The sequence below is a fragment of the Nonomuraea sp. 10N515B genome (assembly GCF_052245915.1).
Lineage (GTDB): Bacteria > Actinomycetota > Actinomycetes > Streptosporangiales > Streptosporangiaceae > Nonomuraea.
This window is the reverse complement of the sequence record NZ_JBQQBQ010000019.1, coordinates 107,237-131,361: the sequence shown is the minus strand read 5'-3', so window position 1 is coordinate 131,361 and position 24,125 is coordinate 107,237. Positions and strand designations below refer to the sequence as shown.

Genomic DNA, 24,125 nt, shown 5'->3' with positions numbered 1-24,125 from the left:
TCACCTTCCGAAGTCGGGCGGGCATGGGTGCGAGCCGCGGTGTGTCAGGTCCAGGTCCAGCGCTGATTGGCGCCGCCGTGGCAGGAGTAGAGCTGGAGCCGGGTGCCGTTGGCGGTGCCCTGGCCCACGGCGTCCAGGCACAGCCCGGACTGCACCCCGGTGATGGTGCCGTCGGCGTTCAGGCGCCATTTCTGGTTGGCGCCGCCGTGGCAGGAGTAGATCTGGATGCCGGCGCCGTTGCCGGTGCCGGCCGCGTCGAGGCACTTGTTGCCATAGACCCTGAGCTCGCCGGCCGAGGTGGCGGCCCACTGCTGGTTGCCGCGCCCGTTGCAGTCCCACAACTGCACCGCGGTGCCGTCGGCGGTGGCGGCGCCGGGCACGTCCAGGCAACGCCCGGAGCCGACGCCCTTGATCTGCCCGGCGGGTGGCGGAGTCGGCGTCATGGTGGACGAGCCGCCGTCCAGGCCGAAGAAGCGGATGGCGTACGCGGCCATCCCCGGTCGCGGCAGGTCGTGGCCGGCTCCGGTGATGGTGTACGCCTCGACCTGCCCGGAGCCGAAGACCCGCCGGGTCCAGCCGGATTGCGGGCTGTCAGTGGAAGCGGGGGTCTGGCTCAGTCCGTGCGCGTTGGTCCACTGGTCGACCTCTTCCTGCAACATCGTGTACGGCAGCACCGAGTCGGCGGTGCCGTGCCAGGCCATCACGCGTGGGCGGGGCCCGGTGTAGCCGGGGTAGGCGTTCCTGACCAGGTCACCCCACTGCTGCGGCGTCTTGTCCCCGCACCCGGCGGGCCCGAGGCAACCGTAGGGAACACCCGCGAACGGCGCGCCGGCCTTGAACACGTCCGGATATGTGGCGAGCAGGTTGAGGGTCTCCATCGCGCCGGAGGAGAAGCCGGTGGCGAACACCCGCTCCGGGTCACCGTTGTAGCGTTGCAGCGCATAGGTCGCCATGGAGACGATCGACACCGGGTCACTGCCGCCACCGTGCCGCAGGGCCTCGTCCGACCACACGTCGAAGCAGTTCGACAAGCCGTTGGCGCTCTTGTTCGCCTGCGGGTAGATGACGATGAAACCGTGCCGGTCGGCTAATGAGGCGAACTCGGTGCCCTGGTGGAAGCCCGGGGCCCAGCCGTTGCAGCCGTGCATCGCCACCAGGACTCCTGGGCGGGATGCCACCGTGTCGGGGACGTAGAGGTACATCCGCAGACCGCCGGGGTTGGCGCCGAAGCTCGTCACTTCGGTCAGGACCGCCGCCGACGCTCCCGGCGCAACCGTGAGGAACACGGACAGAGCGGTGGCTAACGCCGTGATCAGAGCCGCCAGAGCGGCTCCGATGCCCGCGCACCTTCTCGTACGGGGTTCGCTTCGCTTCATGGGTTCGCCTCTCCGCTGTTAGCGCTAACAAGCCGCTGGCCTGGTCGGGCTCCCCTAGGGCCGATGGAGGTGGTGGCGGGACGGAGCAAACACGAGTCAGAAAGGTACTGTCAAGAGCGCCTTAACGTGCAGGGGCCGACGGTGGCAGCGCCCGAGCGCGCTCACCTCGAATTACCGAACCTGGTCGCGGTCGACCTGCGAGAGCGTCACCATGAAACTTTCATGCGAACCGCACCCGAAGAGCCCAGTCCGAAACTTTTAAGGGCAACCATTCCCCCTTGGCCAGCACAAGCAGCGCAGCCGGGGGCAGGCTACGCCGAAAACTTTCATGACATCCTTGACAATTTTCGGCGAGCTTCACACACTGAGTGCCCGAGGTGATCTCCCCTACCGGCTCGGTGGTGCTCAACAGGGACTGCCGTCCCCGACACCTGTGGTGTGCGTCCCTACCGGGGCGCGGCGTCGGTCCCGCGGGTGTGTCCCGCACGAACCCTTCCCCATGATTCGCATACGGAGGCTCAAGCATGCGTGTCAACGCCATGTCCCCACCTACCGCCCGACGGCCGCTCGGCGCGCGTCGGGTGCTGATTGCCGGCGCGCTCGGCGCTCTCGGCCTGATCACGGCACTGGCGACGGCGATCCCGGCCGATGCCGCGGAGAGCACGCTCGGCGCGGCCGCCGCGCAGAGCGGCCGCTACTTCGGCACCGCCATCGCCTCGGGCAGGCTCGGCGACTCCGCCTACACGACGATCGCCAATCGCGAGTTCAACATGGTGACGGCCGAGAACGAGATGAAGATCGACGCCACCGAGCCCAACCGGGGGCAGTTCAACTTCACCGCCGGGGACCGGGTCTACAACTGGGCCGTGCAGAACGGCAAGCGGGTGCGCGGGCACACCCTGGCCTGGCACTCCCAGCAGCCCGGCTGGATGCAGTCACTGTCCGGCAGCACCCTACGCCAGGCGATGATCAACCACATCAACGGCGTCATGGGCCACTACAAGGGCAAGATCTACGCCTGGGACGTGGTCAACGAGGCCTTCGCCGACGGCAACTCCGGCGGCCGGCGTGACTCCAACCTCCAGCGCACCGGCAACGACTGGATCGAGGTGGCCTTCCGCACCGCGCGCGCCGCCGACCCGGCTGCCAAGCTGTGCTACAACGACTACAACATCGACAACTGGAGCTGGGCCAAGACGCAGGGCGTCTACAACATGGTCAGGGACTTCAAGGCCCGCGGCGTGCCGATCGACTGCGTCGGCCTGCAGTCGCACTTCAACAGCAACAGCCCCTACAACAGCAACTACCGCACGACCATCCAGAGCTTCGCCGCGCTGGGGGTCGACGTGCAGATCACCGAGCTGGACATCCAGGGCGGCTCGGCCACCACGTACGCCAACGTCGTCAACGACTGCCTGGCGGTGCCGCGTTGTACCGGCATCACGGTCTGGGGGGTTCGCGACAGCGACTCCTGGCTCGGCGCCGGTGCTGCCCCGCTGCTCTTCGACGGCAACGGCAACAAGAAGCCCGCCTACACCGCGGTGCTCAACGCGCTCAACGGCGGCACCACGACGCCGACGCCGGGCCCGGGCGACGCCGGGCAGATCAAGAGCACAGCCTCAGGCCGCTGCGTGGACGTGCCCAACGCCAGCACCACCGACGGCACCGCGGTGCACCTGTGGGACTGCAACGGTCAGAGCAACCAGCAGTGGACGCAGACCTCAGCAGGGGAATTGAAGGTGTACGGCAACAAGTGCCTCGATGCCGGGGGCACGGGCAACGGCGCCAAGATCCAGATCTACTCCTGCTGGGGTGGCGACAACCAGAAATGGCGCGTCAACTCCGACGGCACGATCGTGGGCGTACAGTCCGGGCTGTGCCTTGACGCCGTCGGCGCCGGCACCGCCAACGGCACGGGCCTGCAGCTGTACAGCTGCTGGGGTGGCAGCAACCAGAAGTGGACCTACAACCCGAGCACCGCGTGAGCTCCACCTGCTGACCGCACCTCGGTGCGACCTTCCCTCGGCCCCGGTGAGGAGGCCGAGGGAAGGTGAGCCAGGCCCGTTCGGAGCGGGGACAGCAAGTTAACCCGCCTCGTGTCGCAAATTACCGTGTTGGCCAGCTCATAACTTCTGTGAAACTTTCACAGGCACGAGCGGTGCGGCGCGATCTCCTTCGCCGCAAAACTCCAGGCAGGAAGACGTTCCGGCGGCAACGCCCAAGTCGGCGAGGGTGCCCCTCGTTGACGCCGGCCGGACCGTCGGATGTACTCCGCGACAACGCGCTCAACAAAGCAGGCCACACAGCTCTAGGCAGGAAAATGTTAGCGCTAACAATGGCCCCGAGCCCAAGGAACAACCTCTGGAGGTTCTTGTGAGGCGCGTGCTCGCGGTTCTCTCATCACTGCTTCTCGTGGGCGTGTTCCTCATGCCCCAGGCGTCGGCCGCGACAGTCGACACCAACGCGTGGTACGTGCTGGTCAACCGCAACAGCGGCAAGGCGCTCGACGTCTACAACCTGTCCACCGCCGACGGCGGCCGGATCACCCAGTGGACCCGCAACAACGGCAACCAGCAGCAGTGGCAGTTCGTCGACTCCGGCGGCGGCTACTACCGGCTGAAGTCCCGGCACTCCGGCAAGGTCCTGGACGTTACCAACTTCTCCACCGCCAACGGCGCGAACATCGTCCAATGGGCCGACCACAACGGCGCCAACCAGCAATGGAGACTCGCCGACTCCGCCGGCGGCTACATCCGGTTGATCAACCGCAACAGCAGCAAGGCCCTGGAAGTCCAGGGCGCCTCCACCGCCGACGGCGCCAACATCGTCCAATACGACGACTGGGGCGGCAACAACCAGCAATGGCAACTCGTCCAGGTCGGCAGCAACCCTGATCCGGGCAGCACCTACACCAACCCGGTCGTCTGGCAGGACTTCGCCGACGGCGACATCATCCGGGTCGGCGACGCCTACTACTACTCGGCCTCGACGATGCACTACTCGCCGGGAGCGCCGATCCTGCGCTCCTACAACCTGGTCGACTGGGAGTACGCCGGGCATTCGGTCCCGAGGCTCGATTTCGACTCGGGCGCCTACGACCTCAACGGCGGCCGGGCGTACGTGAAGGGCATCTGGGCCTCGACCCTGAACTACCGGCCCAGCAACAGCACCTACTACTGGATCGGCTGCGTCGAGTTCAACCGGACCTACGTCTACACCGCCTCCGCCGTCGACGGCACGTGGACCAAACGCTCGCGGATCAACAACTGCTACTACGACGCCGGCCTCCTGATCGACACCAACGACACCATGTACGTCGCCTACGGCAACGGCACCATCAGCGTCGCCCAACTCTCGGCCGACGGGCTCAGCCAGGTGCGCGCCCAGCAGGTGTTCCAGACCCCGAGCAGCGTCGGCACCCTGGAGGGCGCCCGCTTCTACAAGCGCAACGGCTACTACTACATCTGGCTGACCCGCCCCGCCAACGGCCAGTACGTGCTCCGCTCCACCTCGCCATGGGGCCCGTACGAGATGCGCCAGGTCCTGCTCGACATGCCCGGCCCCATCTCCGGCGGCGGCGTCCCCCACCAGGGCGGGCTCGTCCAGACCCAGAACGGCGACTGGTACTACATGTCGTTCGTCGACGCCTACCCCGGCGGCCGGGTCCCGTCGCTCGCACCGATCACCTGGACCGGCGACTGGCCGACCGTGCAGACCGTCAACGGCGGCTGGGGCGTCAACTACCCCAAGCCGAACATCCAGACCAGCCGGACCGTGGCGTCCATGATCGGTCCCGACACCTTCTCCTCGGGCAGCCTCGGGCACCGCTGGGAATGGAACCACAACCCCGACACCAGCCGCTTCTCCACCGGCAACGGCCTGCGCCTGCAGACCGCGACCGTCACAGGCGACCTCTACAACGCCCGTAACACGCTGACCCACCGCATCCAGGGCCCGTCGTCGACGGCGACGATCGAGCTCAACTACTCGCAGATGGCGGGCGGCGACCGCGCCGGGCTGGCCATGCTGCGCGACCAGTCGGCCTGGATCGGCGTCAAGCGCGACAACGGCGTCAACCGGGTCGTGATGACCAACGGGCTGACCATGAACAGTTCGTGGCAGACCACCGGCACCGGCACCGAGGCGGCGAGCGCGAACATCTCGGGCGGCCGGATCTGGTTGCGGGTCAGCGCCGACATCCGGCCGGGTTCCGGCAGGCAGGCCCGCTTCTCCTACAGCACCGACGGCAGCGCCTTCGTGAGCCTCGGCCCGGCCTTCACCTTGAACAACGCCTGGCAGTTCTTCATGGGCTACCGCTTCGGAATCTTCAACTACGCCACCCAGTCCCTCGGCGGGGCAGTGACCGTGCGCCGCTTCGACCTCACCACCCCCTGACAGAAAGGTACAGACGTGAAAGTCAGATCCCTGGCCGTCCTCGCGACGCTGGCCACCTTACTGGCGAGCCTGTTCGTCGCCCTTCAGACTCAGACCGCCAGCGCGGCCACCGTCGACACCACCGCCTGGTACGTCCTGGTCAACCGCAACAGCGGCAAGGCCCTGGACGTCTATAACCTCGCCACCAACGACGGCGCCCGCATCACCCAATGGGCGCGCAACAACGGCAACCAGCAGCAATGGCAGTTCGTCGACTCCGGCGGCGGCTACTACCGCATCAAGTCCCGCCACTCCGGCAAGATGCTCGACGTCTATAACTGGTCCACCGCCAACGGCGGCGCGATCGTGCAATGGGCCGACACCAACGGCACCAACCAGCAGTGGCGGCTGGCCGACAGCTCGGACGGCCATGTGAGGTTCATCTCGCGTCACAGCAACAAGGCCCTGGAGGTCCAGGGCGCCTCCACCGCCGACGGCGCCAACATCGTCCAGTACGACGACTGGGGTGGCGCCAACCAGCAGTGGCAGCTCGTCAAGGTCGATGGCGGCGGCAACCCGGGTCAATGTGATCTTCCGTCGACGTACCGCTGGACCTCGACCGGCGCGTTGGCGCAGCCGAAGTCGGGCTGGGTCTCGCTCAAGGACTTCACCGTCGCCCCCTACAACGGCAGGCACCTCGTCTACGCCACGACGCACGACACGGGCACGAGGTGGGGCTCGATGAACTTCAGCCTCTTCACCAACTGGTCCGAGATGGCCTCGGCCAGCCAGAACACGATGAACTCCTCGACTGTCGCGCCCACACTCCTCTACTTCGCCCCCAAGAACATCTGGGTGCTCGCCTACCAGTGGGGCGGGACCGCCTTCTCGTACAGGACCTCCAGCGACCCCACCAACCCGAATGGCTGGTCAGCGCAGCAGGTGCTCTCCACCGCGAGCATCTCAGGCTCCGGAACCGGCCCCATCGACCAGACGCTCATCGGTGACAGCACGAACATGTACCTGTTCTTCGCCGGGGACAACGGCAAGATCTACCGGGCCAGCATGCCCATCGGGAACTTCCCGGGCAGTTTCGGCACCACAGCGACGGTGATCATGAGCGACACGACGAACAACCTGTTCGAAGCCGTCCAGGTCTACAAGCTCCAGGGCCAGAACAAGTACCTCATGATCGTCGAAGCGATCGGCTCCCAGGGCCGCTACTTCCGCTCGTTCACCGCCACCAGTCTGAACGGTTCGTGGACGCCCCAGGCCGCCACCGAGAGCAACCCCTTCGCCGGCAAGGCCAACAGCGGCGCCACCTGGACCAACGACATCAGCCACGGCGAACTGATCCGCACCAGCGCCGATCAGACCATGACCGTTGACCCCTGCAACCTGCAGCTGCTCTACCAGGGACGCAGCCCCAACTCCGGCGGCGACTACGGTCTCCTGCCGTACCGGCCGGGTCTGTTGACACTGCAGCGCTAATGGCGTGACAGGTCCGGCTGGAGCCGGCGTGGCGGGCTCGGTGCAAGGCCGAGCCCGCCCGCGTCATGCGGCACCGGCGGCAGCCCGCCTCCCCCACACTCCGTGACTAGACTGCCGCCATGACCTCGGAGTCGTCCCCTCTCACCATCGCTCAGCTCGCCGAGCTGGCCGGAGTCTCCACCGCGACGGTCTCCAAGGTCGTGAACGGCCGTTCCGAGGTGTCGTCAGAAACCCGCGCCGCCGTGGAGGAGCTCATCCGCCGGCACGGCTACCGGCGACAGCGCCGCCGTTCCACGCCGACGGCCCTGGTGGAGCTCGTCTTCCACGCGCTGGAGGGCGACTATCCCGTCGAGATCACCAAAGGGGTCGCGGAGGCCGCCCGTAAGCACGACCTCACGGTGGCGATATCGGACCTGCACGGTGACCACACCGCCGCAGACGCCTGGCTGGAGAGTGTGCTGCGGCGCCGCCCGAGCGGCGTGATCGCAGTGTTCTCGGGCCTGACCGAGACCCACCATGAACAGCTCGCCCGCCGCGAGATCCCGCTGGTCCTGCTGGATCCGGCCGACGCTCCCGCGCGGAACATCCCCTCGGTCGGCGCCGGCAACTGGAACGGCGGGCTCACGGCCACCCGCCACCTCCTGGAGCTCGGGCATCGCCGCATCGCCATCATCACCGGACCCGACTCCGCGCTGCCCAGCCGGGCCCGTCTCGACGGCTACCGAACCGCCCTCGACATGGCCGGCGTGCCCGTCGACCTTGAGCTGATCGGCCGGGGAGACTTCCTCATCGAGGGCGGTCTGGCCGAAGCGCACCGCATGTTGCGCCTGCCCGACCGGCCAACCGCGATCTTCGCCACGAACGACGGCCAGGCCATCGGCGTCTACCACGCGGCCCGTCAGCTCGGCCTGCGTATCCCGGACGATCTCAGCGTCATCGGCTTCGACGACATGCCGTCGGTGCGGTGGGCCATTCCACCGCTGACCACCATCCGCCAGCCCCTCGCCAAGATGGCCGCCGCGGCAACCTCGATGCTGCTGACGCTGGCCCGTGGCGAGCAACTGCCCCAGAGCCGCGTCGAGCTGGCCACCGAACTCGTCGTACGCGAGAGCACCGGGCCTCCCCTACTCCCAACCGCCTGAGCCGAAACGCGGCCGCCGGAGCCGGTCTGCACAGGGCAGGCCGGCTCCGGGGTTCGGGCGTCAGATGAAGATCAGACGCGGGTCCACTTCTGGTTGTTCTGGCCGTTGCACGTCCAGATCTGCACCTTGGTGCCGTTGGCGGTGCCGGCGCCACTGACGTGCAGGCACTTGTTCGCCCCGATGGCGGTGATGGTGCCGTCGGCGTTGAGGCGCCATTTCTGGTTGTTCTGGCCGTTGCAGTCCCAGATGATCACCGCGGTGCCGTCCGCCGTCCCTGCGCCGTTCACGTCCAGGCACTTGGTGCCGTACACCCGCAGCTCGCCCGCGCTGGTCGACGTCCACTGCTGGTTGGCCTGCCCGTTGCAGTCCCAGATCTGCACCTGCGCGCCGTTCGCCTGCGAGGCGCCGTTGACGTCCAGGCACCGGTTCGACCCCACACCCCGCAGCGCGCTCGTGCTGTCCGAGGGAGGGCCACCCTGCCCGACGCCCTTGCCGCTGAAGGTGAACGAGTCCACGTCGAACGAGTTCGCCGACGGCGCCTTGAACACGACATGGACATTACGGGTGCCACCTGGGTCGGTGATCCGCACCGCGGGCAGGGACACGTAGGTGTTCCATCCCCCGGTTGCCGGCACGGGGCTGGAGGCGATGAGCGCCCCGGTCGGTGAGTCGGCGCGCAGCTCGATGGACGCCCCGGTGCTGGACGGCGCCGAGACCCGGAAGGACACCGTGTCGATCCCGGACAGGTTGAGCGGCCTGAAGGAGATCCAGTCGTTGTTGGAGATGTCGCCGATGCGCCTGCCGCCCTCGGCTCCGGGCTCATCGATGATCCGGATTCCGGCCGAGCCGGTGAAGTGCTCGGCCTGCTTGTGCTTGGGCTGCAGCGTGATGCCGGTGCTGCCCTTCAGGCCGCCCTTGTCGGTGTAGTCGGCGGACAGGGCGTAGTAGACGTTGGAGGCCTCGTCATGGCCGGAGGCGGTGGTCGTGACCGTTCCGGAGCAACCGGTGTACTGACCGGTGTCGTGGGCGTGCTGGTCATGGCCGAGCGCGGTGATCACGTTGACCTTGGTGCAGTCGACGGCGCCGTCCTCGGGGTCGGTGACGTTCACCGTGTAGGCCACCTGGTCGCCGAAGTCGATGAACCCGCCGTCGGGCGGAGCCGAGAAGACGACGTTGGGACGGGTGTTGCCGACAGCGATGGTCAACGTGACGCTGCCCGTCTTCCCACCGGAGTCCCGTACGGTCAGCTTGACCGTGTAGGTGCCGTTGGTGGTGTAGGTGTGGGACGGGTTGGCGCTGGTGGAGGTCCCACCGTCTCCGAAGTCCCACGCGTAGGTGATCACGTCGCCGTCGGGATCGGACGAGCCGGCCGAGGAGAACGCCACCGCCAGCGGTGCCGCGCCCGAGTCGGGGTTGGCGCTCGCCTTGGCCAGGGGCGCGCGGTTTCCGGCCACGTAGTCGACGCGGTAGATGCTGTCATCGGTGTTCGCGTGGCCGAAGCCGTTGCCCCAGTCGGCCATGTACAGGGCGCCGTCCGGACCGAACTTCATGTCGATCGGCGCATGCGGGGCGAGCTGCGCCACGAAGGGGTTGATCTTCAGGAGGTTACCCGAGGAGTCCAGGCGGAATTCCTTGACGAAGTTGCGGCTCCATTCATAGAGGAACGGCGTGCCGTCGAAGTACTGGGGGAACCTGCGGTCAGAGCTGCCGGCCGGGTCGTAGCGGTAGAACGGTCCCCCCATCGGGCCCGCACCACCGCAGCAGTCGATCTCGGGGAACTCGGCCGAGGCGTGGTAGTTGTACCACACGGTCGCCGGCTTGGCCGCGGGCAGGTTGGTCAGGCCGGTGTTGTTGGGCGAGTTGTTGACCGGCGCCGAGCAGTTGAACTTCGCGCCGGAGGTGTTGGTGGCGAAGTTGAAGTCGTTGTACGCGATGTTGTTTGCGACGCAGTACGGCCAGCCGTAGAAGCCCGGCTGCTTGATCAGGTTCCACTCGACGGTGCCCTCGGGACCGCGGCTGGAGTTGGCGGCGCCCGCGTCGGGGCCGTAGTCACCCAGTGAGATCCAGCCGGTTACCTTGTCTACCGAGAAACGGAACGGGTTGCGGAAGCCCATCGCGTAGATCTCCGGCCGCGTCTGGGCGGTGCCGGGCGCGAACAGGTTGCCGGACGGAATCGTGTAGGTGCCGTCGGGCTCGGGGTGGATGCGTAGGATCTTGCCGCGCAGGTCGTTGGTGTTGGCCGAGGACCGCTGGGCGTCGTAATGCTCCCGGCCCGGCCGCTCGTCGATCGGGGCGTAGCCGCTGGAGGCGTGGGGATTGGTGTCGTCACCCGGACCGACGTAGAGATTGCCGCCCGGGCCGAACGCGAGGTAGCCGCCGGTGTGGCCGGGCTCGTCGACGTTACGGTACGCCGGAACCTCGATGATCTTCTTCTCGCTCGCCAAGTCGAGGCTGGTGCCGTTGAAGGTGAACCTCGACACCCGGTTCACCTCACCGCCATTGGACGGCGAATAGTTGACGTAGATCCAGCCGTTGGTGGTGAAGTTCGGATCCAGCGCCAGCCCGATGCCGCCATCCTCGCCGCCGTCGTACACCGGCAGGGTGGCGATGACACGCGTTCCGCCGCCATTGGCGGGGATCATGTTCACCTTGCCCGAGCGCGAGATGTAGAAGACCCTGCCGTCGGCGGCCACGTCCAGTTCCATCGGCTGGTCCGGTGCGCCGTCCAGGATCACCTTCTGGAACCGGGCCGCGACCGTGCCGCCGCAGTCACCCGGCTCCGCGCCCGCCGCCCACTTCACCGCACCCAGCAGATGCTGCTTGAACAGCGGCTCCGCATAGGAGGACGCCTGGTGGCCCATCGCGGTGGCCCACACCCGGCCGCCCTCGGGGTTGTGACACCAGGAGATCGGGTGGTCGGCGCCCATCTTGCTCGGCCCCGCGTCATAGGTGGTCTCATCCGCGGTCACCAGCACGTGCACCGAGCCGCGCATGTTCTTGTCGAAGTTGTACCACTCCTCCGGACGCACCCACCGATCCGGCAGCCCCTTCGTGGAGGGGTGAACCTTGTCGGCCACCTTGGCGGTGCCCTGCAGGGTCGCCGAATGCGCGGTCATGTGCGCGCCGGCCAGCACGACCTGATCCCACCAGGGGAACTGCGCCTCGATGTTCATGTCGGTGGCGTTGTGGACCGCGACGATGCCGCGGCCGCTGCGGACATACGCCTGGAATGCCTGCCGCTGGGCGTCGTTGTCCCACACCATGCCGTTGGTCTGGAACATGATCACCGCGTCGTAGGTGTTCAAGGTCGCGGCCGTGAAGACGGCGGAGTTCTCGCTGTGATCGAGCTGGAAGTTGTTGTCGGTCGCCATCTGCTGGAACATCGCGACACCGGCGGGGATGGAGTCGTGCCGGTAGGCGCCGCTCGCGGTCTCGGTGAACAGCAGCACCTTGAACTGCGGAGCGGCCGCGTACGCCACCAGCGGCACCGCGGACAGCAGCAGCCCTAAGAGGGCTGCGGTCAGGACGGGAAGTAAGCGTGATATTCGCATGAGGGGTCTCCTGGGGGTACCGGCAACGGTCGGAGTCGAAGGGGAGGTCCACTCGCCGGGGTGTGGACGGATGGCCTCAGACGCGGGTCCAGCGCTGGTTGGTTCCTCCGGTGCAGGTCCAGATCCGTGCTTTGGTGCCGTTGGCGGTGCCGCTGACGTCCAGGCACTTGTTGGCCCCGACGGCGGTGATGGTGCCGTCGGCGTTGAGGCGCCACTTCTGGTTGTTCTGGCCGTTGCAGTCCCAGATGATCACCGCGGTGCCGTCCGCCGTCCCGGCCCCGTTCACGTCCAGGCACTTGGTGCCGTAGACCCGCAGCTCACCGGCGCTGGTGGAGCTCCACAGCTGGTTGGCCTGCCCGTTGCAGTCCCAGATCTGCGCCTGCGCGCCGTTGGCCTGCGAGGCGCCGCTGACGTCCAGGCACCGGTTCGACCCCACGCCCCGCAGCGCGCTCGTACTGCCCGGTGTGCTGGTCAGTTCCTTGATACGGATGTTGCGGAATGACACCACGTCGCCGGACCCGTGGTTCTGGATGCCGATGTAGCCCTGCTGGAGCGAGCGGACCGGATCGGTGTTGGTGAAATCGTTGATTTTGCTGCCGTTCAGGAACACCTGCAGCCGCTCACCCTCCACCAGCAGCTCATACGTGTTCCACTGCCCCGGCGGGTTCAGCGCCGCGTCGCGGGCGGCGATGTCGGCGGCCTTGAACCCGTAGATCGCCCCGGTCGTCTTGTCCGTAGTGTCGGTTGCGTCGATTTGCACCTCGTATCCGGTGTTGAGCGCCGCGTTGGGGTCACTGGTGGCCGGGAACCCGACGATCACGCCGGAGTTGGAGTCGCCGGTCAGCCTCCAGTCGAGCTTGAGCGAGTAGGAGCGGAACTCCTTGGCGCCGTGCCACAGCATGCCCATGCCGCCCTGGGAGGTCAGCGTGGCGTCGCTGTTGGCGAACGACCCCGGGCCGGCCTGCGACCAGCCCGTCGTCGACCCGTTGTACAACGTCGCGTACCCGGTCTCCGGGCGGCAGTCTGCGTTGGTGGCCTTGGCCGCGTACCGGATTCCGCCGAGCAGCAACGTGCGGAAGCTCGGGTCGGCGTACGACTCGCGGGTGTGCCCCAGACCGGTGTAGAACGCGCGGCCGGAGGACTGGGGGCGGCACCAGGTGATCGGATGATCGCCCATGCCGCCGCCGCTGTAGCTGCTCTCGTCCAGGCTCTGCAGCACCCGGACGTTCGGGCGGGGGTTGGAGCGGTAGTTGTACCACTCGTCGGTACGCGACCAGGTCGCCCCCAGGTGAGCGGTCGCGGCGTGCGCCCGATCCTCGTTCCGTACGGTGGCCCGCTGGATCGCCGGGTGGTTGTTGAACCAGGCCCCCATCAGCTGCCCGTAGTACGGCCAGCTGTACTCGGTGTCCGCGGCCGAATGCACCCCCACGTAACCGCCCCCGCCGTCCACATACGTCTGGAAAGCGGCCTGCTGGTTGTCGTTCAGCACATCACCGGTGGTGTTGAGGAACACCACCGCCTTGTACTGGGCCAGGTTGGCCGTGCTGAAGGCGTTCGAGTCCTCGGTGGCGTCGACGGCGAAGTCGTTGGCGGCTCCCAGGTCCCGGATGGCCTGGATCCCATCGGGGATCGAGTCGTGCCGGAACCCGGCCGTCTTGGAGAACACCAGCACCTTGAAGGCGGCGGCCTGGGCGGGGATGGCGGGGATCACCGTCGCGGCGGCGGCAGCGGCGATCGCCACCACGGTCACCGACAGGCGTCGCAGCACAGATGTCTTTCGGCCGCTCCCCGCGATGCGCCCGAGCGCGGCGGGGGTCAGATGTCGCAGCATGGGTGGCCTTTCAGGTCGGGTGGTGTGATGGGTGGCCTCAGACGCGGGTCCATTTCTGGTTGGTTCCTCCGGTGCAGGTCCAGATGTTCACCTTGGTGCCGTTGGCGGTGCCGGACCCGGACACGTCCAGGCACTTGTTCGCTCCGACGGCGGTGATGGTGCCGTCGGCGTTGAGGCGCCATTTCTGGTTGTTCTGTCCGTTGCAGTCCCAGATGATCACCGCGGTGCCGTCCGCCGTCCCGGCCCCGTTCACGTCCAGGCACTTGGTGCCGTAGACCCGCAGCTCACCGGCACTGGTGGAGCTCCACAGCTGATTGGCCTGCCCGTTGCAGTCCCAGATCTGCACCTGCGCGCCGTTGGCCTGCGAGGCGCCGCTGACGTCCAGGCACCGGTTCGACCCCACACCCTTGAAGGCGCTCGTGCTCCCTGAGGGCGAGGTGCCGGTGTCGAGGGTGAAGGCGTCGACGTCGAACAGGTAGCCCTGTCCGGCCGGGCCGCGGAAGACCAGGTACAGCGTCGTCGTGGCGGCCGGCGGGCCGCTGAGGTTCGCCGAGACGTCGGTGAAGACGTCCCAGCTGCCGGTGCTCGCGACGTTCACCGTTCCCAGCAGGGTGCCCGTCGCCGAACCCGCCCGCACCTCGATCCGGCCGCCCGCGCCGGCCGAGGACACCCGAGCGGTGATCCTCGTCGCGTTGCCCAGGTTGTACGGCTGGAAGGAGATCCAGTCGCCGTCGTCGGTGAAGCCGACCGTCTTGCCGCCTTCCGCGGTGGCGTGGTCGGTCGTCTGGATGCCCTGCTGGGCGCCGAAGTGTTCGGCCTGCCGGTGCCGCGGCTGGAGCGTACGGGCGCTGGTGGAGGTCAGACCGCCCTTGTCGGTGTAGGAGGCCTCGAAGACCCCGTAGATATTGGCCGCGGTGTCATGCTCACCATCGGCCGGCAGCGAGATGGAGCCCGAGCAGCCGGTCTTGGAGGTGATCTTGTGGCGGTGGCTGTCGTGGCCGAGGAAGTAGGCGACGGTGACCTCGGCGCAGTCGATCGTGCCGTCCTCCGGGTCGCTGACGGTGACCTGGAAGGGCACGGTGTCGCCGAAGGAGAACAGCTGCCCGTCGGCAGGGCTGGTGAGGCTGACCGTCGGCGCGGTGTTGCCGACGGTCACGATCACGTTCGCCGTGCCGGTGAGACCCTGCGGGTCCCGGACCGTCAGCGTCGCCGTGTAGGCGCCGTTCGTGGCGTAGGTCTTGCTCGGATTCGCCGCCGTGGAGGTGGTGCCGTCGCCGAAGTTCCACGAGTACGTCAGCGCGCCGCCCTCCGGGTCGGAGCTCCCCGCCGAGGAGAAGGTCACCGTCAGCGGGGCCGGTCCCGACGTCTTGTCGGCGGACGCCTTGGCGATCGGATTGCGGTTGGCGTTGCCGATGTGCTCGATGCGATACAGCGCCTGGTTGTTGTTCCCGGTCCCGTAGTCGAGGACGTATAAGGCCCCGTCAGGACCGAAGGCCATGTCCATCACCTGCGTGCCCGACCAGGGGAACGCCGAGATCTCCCCGTAGGCGCCATCCGGCTTGACCTCGATCGCCTTGATCCAGCGCCGGCCGTACTCACCGGCGAAATACCGCCCGTCGAGCGCCTGGGGGAACTTGATGGCCGAGTTCAGGTCCGGGTCGTAACGGTAGACCGGACCACCCATCGGCGACTCCGATCCGGAGCCGAACTCCGGCGGACTTCCGGCGTCCCCCGCGTACCTGATCCACGCCGGCTTCGCCGCAGGCAGGGTGGTCAGGCCGGTGTTACGGAAGGAGTTGTTGGTGGGGCCGCCCGCGCAGTTGTACTTCGGGCCGGTGCTGTTGGTGGCGAAGTTCCATTCGTTGTAGGTCTCGCTGGTGGTGTTCGTGCCCGTGCAGTACGGCCAGCCGTAGTTGCCCGGGCCGGTGATGCGGTCGAACTCCACCTGCCCGCTCGGCCCGCGGCTGGGGTTGGTCACACCCGCGTCCGGCCCGTAGTCGCCGAGGTAGACGATGCCGGTCGCCTTGTCCACGCTCATCCGGAACGGGTTGCGGAGGCCCATCGCGTAGATCTCCGGCCGGGTCTTCGCCGTACCCGGTGGGAACAGGTTGCCGCTGGGAATCGTGTAGGTGCCGTCGGGCTGCGGCTTGATGCGCAGGAGCTTGCCGCGCAGGTCGTTGGTGTTGGCGGCCGAGCGCTGGGCGTCGAACTGCGGGTTGCGGTTGGTCCGCTCGTCCAGCGGCGAGTAGCCGCTCGACTCGAAGGGGTTGGTGTCGTCGCCGGTGGTGAGATACAGGTTTCCTGCGGCGTCGAAGTCGATGTCCCCGCCCACGTGACAGCACTGGCCGCGGTCGTTCTGGACCCGCAGGACCACCTTCTCGCTGGTCAGGTCGAGAGTGTCGTCCGCCTTGAGGGTGAACCGGGACAGGTACAGCTCGCCCTTCCACTGGTCGAACTGCGCCTGCGTGCCGGTGCTTGGCGCGTCACCGTTCGGTGTGCTCAGCCGCGGCGAGTAGTAGAGCCAGATGTACCGGTTCGACGCGAAGTTCGGGTCGACCGCCGCACCCTGCAGGCCCTCTTCGTCGTGCGTGTAGACGTTGAGCCTGCCGGCTACCTTCGTGTTGCCGTTGACATCGGTGACGCGCACCGTGCCGTCGCGCGCCGTGTGCACCACCGACCGGTTCGGCATCACGGCCAGCGACATCGCCTCACCCAGCTCCGCGCCACCCGAGGCGAGAGACACCTGCTGGTAGTCGGACGGCGGGATGTCGAGGGCGTTCGCCGGGGAGGCGTTGAGCGCGAGTGCTCCGGGAGTGATGAGCGCCATCGTGGCCAGCAAGGTGAGCCACGGACGTCGGGACATGAGTGTTCCCTCCTGCAACAGGAAGACCAGTCAGGGCAAGGCGCCCGGAATTCTGCTCGTGGCCAGAGGAGTGCCGCCTCTGGCCACGGTGGGAGACGAGGCCCGTCGTCAGGCGGACGGTGTCAGGCGCGGGTCCATTTCTGGTTGGTGCCGCCGTGGCAGGTCCAGATCTGCATCTTGGTGCCGTTGGCGGTGCCGGCGCCGGACACGTCCAGGCACTTGTTCGCTCCGACGGCGGTGATGCTGCCGTCGGCGTTGAGGCGCCATTTCTGGTTGTTCTGTCCGTTGCAGTCCCAGATGATCACGCTGGTGCCGTCCGCCGTCCCTGCCCCGTTCACGTCCAGGCACTTGCCGCCGTAGACGCGCAGCTCACCGGCGGTGGTGGAGCTCCACTGCTGGTTGGGCTGGCCGTTGCAGTCCCAGATCTGCGCCTGCGCGCCGTTCGTCTGCGAGGCGCCGTTGACGTCCAGGCACCGGCCCGATCCCACACCCTTGAACGCACTCGTGCTCCCCGAAGGCTGGCCCTGGGGCCCGGCGGCCGCGATCACGGCCTGGGCGCCGGCCGGCCAGGCGCCGTTGGTGACGGTGACGTTGTTGTTCACCACGTTGCCGCGGTCGCCGTTGGTCACGTTGGTGCTGCCGTTGGTCGACCAGTTGCCGGTGACGGTGAAATTGCCCATGTTCTCGCCGTAGTAGTAGTTGGCGGTGGCCCAGGTGCCGGTGTTCGAGAGCACGTTGTTCCTGACGGTGTAGTACTTGGAGCCCTCGTCGAAGTAGATGCCGAACCAGCCGTTGGTGCGCAGGCAGTGGTTGTCGCTGATCACCGCGCCCGGGTTCCACGACAGCGTGTAGATGCAGCCGCCGTCGGTCATCTGCTGCATGACGTCGTGCACGTAATTGCCGACGAGCCGGTTGCCGGAGGCGGTGGTGGCCGTGGTGTAGCGCGGCTGGAAGTCGTACAGGCCGCGGTCGGCGTAGTGGGTGCTGCCCCCCGGCTCGTTGGCGCCCCAGCCGTACCCGATCGACATGCCGGTGTACGGCATGTTGTAGACCTCGTTGTGGGACACGTCGGTGTTGGTGACATAAGTGGTCAGGACCGAGACGACGCCCCGGTGGTCCAGGCCGAGGTCGTGGATGCGGTTGTTGCTGACGGTGATGTTCCGGTTGACCATCCGCTGGTCACTCGGGTGGTGCGCGTCGGCGCGCACGCCGCCGACCACGATGCCGCCGGCCGAGCTGCGGGCGATCTCCGACCGGGTGACCGTGATGTCGGCGGCGCCCAGGCCGACACCGCTGGCATGCGCGTTGGCGTCATTGCCGATGCCGATGGCCGTCTGTCCCAGGTTGACGAACTGGGAGTCGGTGAAGGTGATGGTGTTGGCGGCGGAGACCTGTACGGCGGCCGGCATCTGCTGCCAGTTCGGCCGGGTCGCTTCGAACTGCCGGCAGCCCTGGTGGCAGGAGCTGAAGGCGGGCCAGCTCCAGTTGCCGGCGATGTAGGCGCCGGTCTGCTGGTCCACGTAGCCCTGGTTGCCGCTGGGGCCGAGCCAGCTCGTGCCGGTGAAGGTGATCCCGCTGAACGTGATGTGGTGCGCGGGCGCGTCGTAGGTGCCCCCGACCTGCACCAGCGACTGCTGCACCGGCAGCTCCACGCTGACGTTGCCCATGTTCTGCCCGGCGAGCGGGATGTAGGACAGGGCGCCGGTCCCGGGGTCGAGGTACCACTCCCCCGGCGAGTCGAGGAACTCGTAGGCGTTGACCAGGTAGAGCGGCCCCGCCCGGTGCGGGCTGGTGAAGGTGTCGTACCCGAAGTTGTTGTTGTTCCAGGCGGGCTGCCGCATCGTGATGAGGTTGCCGCTGATGCTCTGCACCGGCGCGTACCGGTCGGTGAACGAACCGACGCTCTCCATCTCGACCCGGCCCTGGTTGGCGAGGGTGTTCAGATAGCTCAGCGCGCCGCTGGCGAACCTCATCCCGGTGCTGCTCGCGGTGAAGTCGGACCGGTTGACGGCGGTGCGCGCCCGGGTGGCGAGCGCGCCGTCGACGTACAGCTGCCGGGTGTCGATCCCGGCGCCGACGTTGGCGCGCCAGATGTTCTTCCCCGAGTCGGCCACGGTCCATCCGGTGACCGCCCTGGCTCCGCTGATGACGGGATGGGCGCCCGCCGCGGCCTGCCATTTGACGGTGTAGCCGTTGTTCCCGGAGTCGGCGGCGGTCAGCCGGAGCGGCGCGGAGAGCCGGTACACACCGTCGGCCAGCTCGACGACGATGTCACCGGACATGCCGGCGTTCAGGGAACGCACCGCCGTCTGCGCCGCGGACAGCGAGCACGGCTGGGTCGAGGTGCAGGCGGTGCCGGTGCCGGCGGGTGACGCGTACAGGGTCGTGGTGGCCGCGAGGGCCGGGGTGGCCGGGGCGACGAGGGCGAACACCGCGGCCAGCGCCGCGGCGACGATGCCGGTCAGGACCGGTCTCAGCGCCGTGACGGGCGAAGATAACTGCACGGTGGTTCCTTCGGGGGGTAGGGGGTGGTCAGGTCGTGCCCTCCCAAGATGGCGCGCCTCACTGGTGAGACCACGAGGGGACGCATGGCAAACGAAGCTGTGGACGTCGACGTGGCCGGTCACGATGCAGAGGGCCGCGAAGCGCCTCCACACTGCGTCCATGTGATCCAGCCGCGGAGGTTCCGGAAGGAGCGCGTCCTTCGGAGCCTCGCTATCTAATTACGTTCGGAGTCATGATGCGTCAAGACCTTAAGCCCGCTTATTCGACCGTTTTGTGCACCGAGGTCCAGCCATGGTTGCGCGCTTTACTCCTTCATCAGCGGCGATGCCTGCCACGGCGTACGCTCGCGCCCATCATCCTCGTATGAACCTTTCAGATGTGTCGTACTGATTGCACGCACCTGATCGTCCTCGGGGAGGGCGACGTCGATCAGTCATACTCTTACAGGGAACGGCGAGGAGGAACCACGGTGACCGACACCCCGCGTGAGAGCGGATACCGGCCGGGCTACGAGGTGGCCGCCGAGCAAGTACTGGAATTGATCGTCCGGCTCGGCCTGCGTCCGGGCGACCGCATGCCGACCGAGAACGAGCTGGCCCGCCAGCTGGGCACCAGCCGCACCGTGGTACGCGAGGCGGTGAAGATACTCTCCGCGCTCGGGCGGGTGCGTGCCCAGAAGGGCCGTGGCCTGTATGTGGCCGACGACGAGGGAATGCTCGGCACCGGGCGCTTGGCGTCCTTCTTCCTCCCCGCCGACCTGGACCACGTCTACATGCTGTTCGAGTTCCGCCGGGCGCAGGAGATGGAGACCAGCAGGCTGGCCGCCCGCCGCGCCATCCCCGCGGAGCTGAGGGCCATCGAGGAGGCGGCCGGTGTGTGCCGCCACGGATTCGAAACAGGACGCGAGGACCTGTTCAACGAGGGCGACGACACCTTTCACACCGCCATCGCCACGGCCTCGCACAACATTTTCCTCCAGGTCGCGGTGCGGGAGGCCCGCAGGCTGCAGGCGCAGTCCAGCCTCATCGGGCTGCGCGGCTCGGTGGGCGGGCACGCCGCCAAGGCCGTCGAGGAGCACGACGCCATCTACCAGGCCATCCGCGCCGGCGACCCGGAAGCGGCCGCCCAGGCCGCCGCCACGCACATCGACAACACCCTCGACGACTACCGAAGAGAGATCCAGCAGCGCCTCTTCTCCTCATCTGACTGAGCCGGCTTCCCCCGAACCGGTTCGACCATAGGAGAACCAACGGCACATGGCCAGGCGAGCCGGGGGATGAACGTTTCATCGAGCCCGACTCGGCGGAAAGTGCAAGGCATCGCGGATGACTGCCGCCAGGTAGGACTTTCGGCAGGCAGCCGAACAGCACGGAGCCTTGACAGGCGGTCCGCCGGTCGTATGTGCTCCCTGTACACCGCCGTCTCCCCCTCCCTAGTGGACTCGGTACGTTGGCGAATCGATTCGCATCCGTAGTGGCGACCGGTTTCCGAGGAGCTATCCCCCAAGGAGTACGACAATGCAGCCTTCATCCGTTCCCTTATCGGGCCGTGCGACGCGTGGGCGGCGCTCTCGGGCCACCGTCGTCGCGTCTGTGGTGGCGGCGCTGGCGACCCTCCTGGCCACCGCTCTGACATGGTCGGCACCGGCCTCGGCAGCGACCACGCCGCTGGTGGGCGTGGGGTCGAACCGGTGCCTGGACGTCAACGGCGCCTCGCAGGCGAACGGCGCGCAGGTGCAGATCTGGGACTGCAACGGCCAGGCCAACCAGCAGTGGACGTCGACCAGTTCCGACGAGCTGCGGGTGTACGGCACCAAGTGCCTGGACGTTTACGGCGGTGGCACCGCCGACGGCACCAGCGTGATCATCTGGGACTGCAACGGGCAGAACAACCAGAAATGGCGCCTCAACGCCGACGGCACCATCACCGCGGTGGGGGCGAACAAGTGCCTGGACGTCAGCGGCACCGGCACCGCCAACGGCACCAAGGTGCACATCTGGACCTGCCACGGCGGCACCAACCAGAAATGGACCACCGGAGCCGAGCCCAGCCCCACGCCGACCCCGCCGCCGCCCGGCGCGCGCCCGTGCGACATTTACGCCTCGGGCGGCACGTCGTGCGTGGCCGCGCACAGCACGACGCGGGCGCTCTATGAGTCGTACAACGGCAACCTGTACCAGGTCAGGCGCTCCTCCGACAACACGACCAGGAACATCGCCGTCCTGACCGCGGGCGGCGTCGCCAACGCCGCGGCCCAGGACTCCTTCTGCGCCGGCACCACGTGCGTCATCACCGTCGTGTACGACCAGTCCGGGCGGGGCAACGACCTGTGGTACCAGGGATCCAGCGTGGTCCCCGGCTCCCCTCAAAGCAGGCCCGCGATCGCGACCACCGAGTCGCTCACCGTCGGCGGCGGCAAGGCGTACTCGCTCTACATCAACCCCGGCAACAGCTACTGGCGGGACGGCCACCTGACCGGCGTGCCCACCGGCAGCGCACCCGAGGGCATGTACATGGTCACCAGCGGCACCCACGTCAACAACGGCTGCTGCTTCGACTACGGCAACAGCGAGACGACCAGGAAGGCCGACGCGGCCGGCGCCATGGACGCCATCAACTTCAGCACCCAGTGCTGGTTCGGCGGCTGCCAGGGAACCGGCCCCTGGGTCCAGGCCGATCTCGAATGGGGGCTCTTTCCCGGCGGCAGCCAGTCGTGGAACCCCAACCAGCGGGCCTTCCCCCACAAGTTCGTCACCGCCACGCTGAAGAACAACGGCACGACCCGGTTCGCCATCAAGGGCAGCAACGCGCAGTCCGGCAGCCTGTACACCCTGTACGACGGGCCGCTCCCCAACGGCTACAGCCCGATGAAGAAGCAGGGGGCCATCATCCTGGGCAGCGGCGGCGACTGCTGCAAGCCCGACGGTGGCGCCAACCTCAGCGCGGGCACCTTCTACGAGGGAGCCATGGTCGCCGGCTATCCCACCGACGCCACGGAGAACGCCGTCCAGGCCAACATCATCGCCGCCGGCTACCGCTGACTCAGTCCCAGCCCGGACGCCGGCCACCTACTCCAGCCAGCAAGGGGAGGCGGTGGCCGGCACGCCGCTCCGTCCGGGCCGGTTCCCGCAGCCGGCCACGGCCAGTGCCGCGACCATAACGCCGAACACAACACTCGCTGCTTCATTGCCTGGATCGAGCGGCTTGATCATATGTCCGGCGCTCGGAACGATTCGATGGACCGGCCGTGAAAGTTTCATCGCGGCACCTCAGTGATCACCACGGCCACTTCCCCTGGCCAGACGCAGGAGCGACCGGGTCGTCTCAGGCGAGGGCCGCCAACGTCTGCGAGGCCGAGCCTTGACAGGTCTTGTCACGGTCATATTTGCTCCGCTGCACCGTCGCCTCCAGCCGCGCGAAAGAAAGGAGATGCGATTACGGCGGGCGTTGAGTGAGCGCTAACACTTTGAGACTCGACCGGCCCGGAGAAGGTGGAGGACGTGGCTTTCCCATCTACGTGTGCTACCACGAGAACGGCAAAGGAATTTGCGTGATGTCGAGGCTTAGATCCCTCTTAACCGTCATCGCGACCACGGCACTGCTCGTCGTCCTGACCACGCCTCAAACGGCGCTGGGCGACAGCGCGACCTCGTCGCTCGCACAACAGAGCGCCCTCGCGCCCACCGCAGGATGCGGCCAGACTCCGACGCTGAGAAGCGGTACGCAGTCGATTACCACCAGCGGGAAAAATCGCAGTTTCATCCTGAGAATTCCGGACAACTACAACAACACAAACCCGTACCGGTTGATATTCGGATTCCACTGGAATGGCGGCACCGCCAACGATGTCGACTCGGGCGGAACCAGTGGGTATCCCTGGTCCTATTACGGGCTCAGGGCATTGTCGAACAACACCGCGATCTTCGTCGCACCCCAGGGCATCAACAACGGCTGGGCCAACTCGGGCGGTGAGGACGTCACCTTCGTCGACGACATGATCCGGCGGATCGAGGCGGACCTCTGTGTGGACACCTCCCAGCGCTTCGCCCTGGGCTTCAGCTACGGCGGCGGCATGAGCTACGCGCTCGCGTGCGCCCGGGCGACGGTCTTCCGCGCGGTGGCGGTCTACGCCGGCGGGCAGCTCAGCGGGTGCAGCGGCGGCACCCAGCCGGTCGCGTACATCGGACTGCACGGCCTCAGGGACGGGGTGCTCAACATCTCCGCGGGCCGGTCGCTGCGCGACAGGTTCGTCAGGAACAACGGCTGCACGCCTCAGAACCCGCCGGAGCCGGCGCAGGGCAGCCTGACGCACATCGTCACCTACTACTCGGGGTGCCGGGCCGGATATCCCGTCGCATGGGCGGCGTTCGACGCGGGTCACACTCCCGGTCCCGTGGACGGGAAGCCTGGCGACTTCGAACCCGGCGAGAATTCCTGGACCAGACCAGTGGTGTGGGAGTTCTTCACGCAGTTGGGAGGCGGCAACCCAACTCCGCCGGCGACCGCGTTCAAGGGTGTCGGGTCGGGCCGGTGCCTGGACGTCACCGGCGCCTCGCAGACGAACGGCGCGCAGGCGCAGATCTGGGACTGCAACGGCCAGCCCAACCAGCAGTGGAGCTCCACCACCGCCGGTGAGCTGCGCGTCTACGGCGGCAAGTGCCTGGACGTGAACGGGGCCGGGACGGCGGACGGCACCAGCGTGATCATCTGGGACTGCAACGGCCAGAACAACCAGAAATGGCGCCTCAACGCCGACGGCAGCATCACCGCCGTCGGAGCGAACAAGTGCCTGGACGTGTCCGGCGCCGGCACCGCCAACGGCTCCAGGATGCAGATCTGGACCTGCCACGGCGGCACGAACCAGAAGTGGACCCGCGTCTGATCGTGACAGCCTGCGACAGCTGACGACGCGCCATCGCCGGGGTGATGAGTCGCCCCGGCGATGACCCCCCATGTTCTTGGAGAACCGAAATGGCTGATTTATCCAGAAGA

General features: G+C 67.5%; 12 protein-coding genes. 7 read left to right on the top strand and 5 right to left on the bottom strand.

All coding sequences use genetic code 11. The features are described from left to right. Window positions 1-44: 44 nt before the first annotated feature. Entirely contained in the window at window positions 45-1,376 is a 1,332-nt protein-coding gene (locus ACTWQA_RS27775; protein ID WP_443162002.1) for an extracellular catalytic domain type 1 short-chain-length polyhydroxyalkanoate depolymerase, read from the bottom strand. 524 nt (window positions 1,377-1,900) lie between these two features. Between ACTWQA_RS27775 and ACTWQA_RS27770 the strand changes: the two genes are divergently transcribed. The 4 genes from ACTWQA_RS27770 (at window position 1,901) to ACTWQA_RS27755 (ending at window position 8,383) form a co-directional block, all read left to right on the top strand. Then, window positions 1,901-3,361 (top strand): endo-1,4-beta-xylanase, encoded by a 1,461-nt coding sequence (locus ACTWQA_RS27770; RefSeq protein ID WP_443162001.1) that lies wholly within the window; start codon window positions 1,901-1,903, stop codon window positions 3,359-3,361. 397 nt (window positions 3,362-3,758) lie between these two features. Continuing rightward, entirely contained in the window at window positions 3,759-5,771 is a 2,013-nt protein-coding gene (locus tag ACTWQA_RS27765) for an RICIN domain-containing protein (RefSeq protein ID WP_443162000.1), read from the top strand. A 15-nt stretch (window positions 5,772-5,786) separates the two neighbouring features. Beyond that, the gene (locus tag ACTWQA_RS27760) at window positions 5,787-7,241 is read left to right on the top strand and encodes a non-reducing end alpha-L-arabinofuranosidase family hydrolase (protein WP_443161999.1); all 1,455 of its coding nucleotides are present in this window, start codon (window positions 5,787-5,789) and stop codon (window positions 7,239-7,241) included. 119 nt (window positions 7,242-7,360) lie between these two features. Further along, a complete protein-coding gene (locus ACTWQA_RS27755; protein ID WP_443161998.1) occupies window positions 7,361-8,383 on the top strand; it encodes a LacI family DNA-binding transcriptional regulator in 1,023 nt (340 codons plus the stop codon). Between the two features lie 71 nt (window positions 8,384-8,454). On the opposite strand, the gene ACTWQA_RS27750 is transcribed toward ACTWQA_RS27755, so the two are convergent. The 4 genes from ACTWQA_RS27750 to ACTWQA_RS27735 all read right to left on the bottom strand — a co-directional run bounded on the left by ACTWQA_RS27750 (window position 8,455) and on the right by ACTWQA_RS27735 (window position 19,132). Beyond that, window positions 8,455-11,934, bottom strand: coding sequence for a ThuA domain-containing protein (locus ACTWQA_RS27750; protein WP_443161997.1), 3,480 nt, complete (start codon window positions 11,932-11,934; stop codon window positions 8,455-8,457). A gap of 76 nt (window positions 11,935-12,010) precedes the next feature. Beyond that, a complete protein-coding gene (locus tag ACTWQA_RS27745) occupies window positions 12,011-13,765 on the bottom strand; it encodes a ThuA domain-containing protein (protein WP_443161996.1) in 1,755 nt (584 codons plus the stop codon). Between the two features lie 37 nt (window positions 13,766-13,802). Then, on the bottom strand, window positions 13,803-16,628 hold the full coding sequence (locus ACTWQA_RS27740; protein ID WP_443161995.1) for a PQQ-dependent sugar dehydrogenase: 2,826 nt from the start codon (window positions 16,626-16,628) through the stop codon (window positions 13,803-13,805). A 122-nt stretch (window positions 16,629-16,750) separates the two neighbouring features. Further along, window positions 16,751-19,132, bottom strand: coding sequence for a ricin-type beta-trefoil lectin domain protein (locus tag ACTWQA_RS27735; protein WP_443161994.1), 2,382 nt, complete (start codon window positions 19,130-19,132; stop codon window positions 16,751-16,753). Between the two features lie 470 nt (window positions 19,133-19,602). On the opposite strand from ACTWQA_RS27735, the gene ACTWQA_RS27730 reads away from it, so the two are divergent. The 3 genes from ACTWQA_RS27730 to ACTWQA_RS27720 all read left to right on the top strand — a co-directional run bounded on the left by ACTWQA_RS27730 (window position 19,603) and on the right by ACTWQA_RS27720 (window position 24,015). Continuing rightward, on the top strand, window positions 19,603-20,343 hold the full coding sequence (locus ACTWQA_RS27730; protein WP_443161993.1) for a FadR/GntR family transcriptional regulator: 741 nt from the start codon (window positions 19,603-19,605) through the stop codon (window positions 20,341-20,343). Window positions 20,344-20,725: 382 nt separating this feature from the next. Beyond that, window positions 20,726-22,174 carry an arabinofuranosidase catalytic domain-containing protein gene (locus ACTWQA_RS27725; RefSeq protein WP_443161992.1) on the top strand — a complete coding sequence of 483 codons (1,449 nt, stop codon included), beginning with the start codon at window positions 20,726-20,728 and terminating at the stop codon, window positions 22,172-22,174. A gap of 512 nt (window positions 22,175-22,686) precedes the next feature. Then, window positions 22,687-24,015 carry a ricin-type beta-trefoil lectin domain protein gene (locus ACTWQA_RS27720; RefSeq protein ID WP_443161991.1) on the top strand — a complete coding sequence of 443 codons (1,329 nt, stop codon included), beginning with the start codon at window positions 22,687-22,689 and terminating at the stop codon, window positions 24,013-24,015. The last annotated feature ends 110 nt before the right edge of the window (window positions 24,016-24,125 follow it).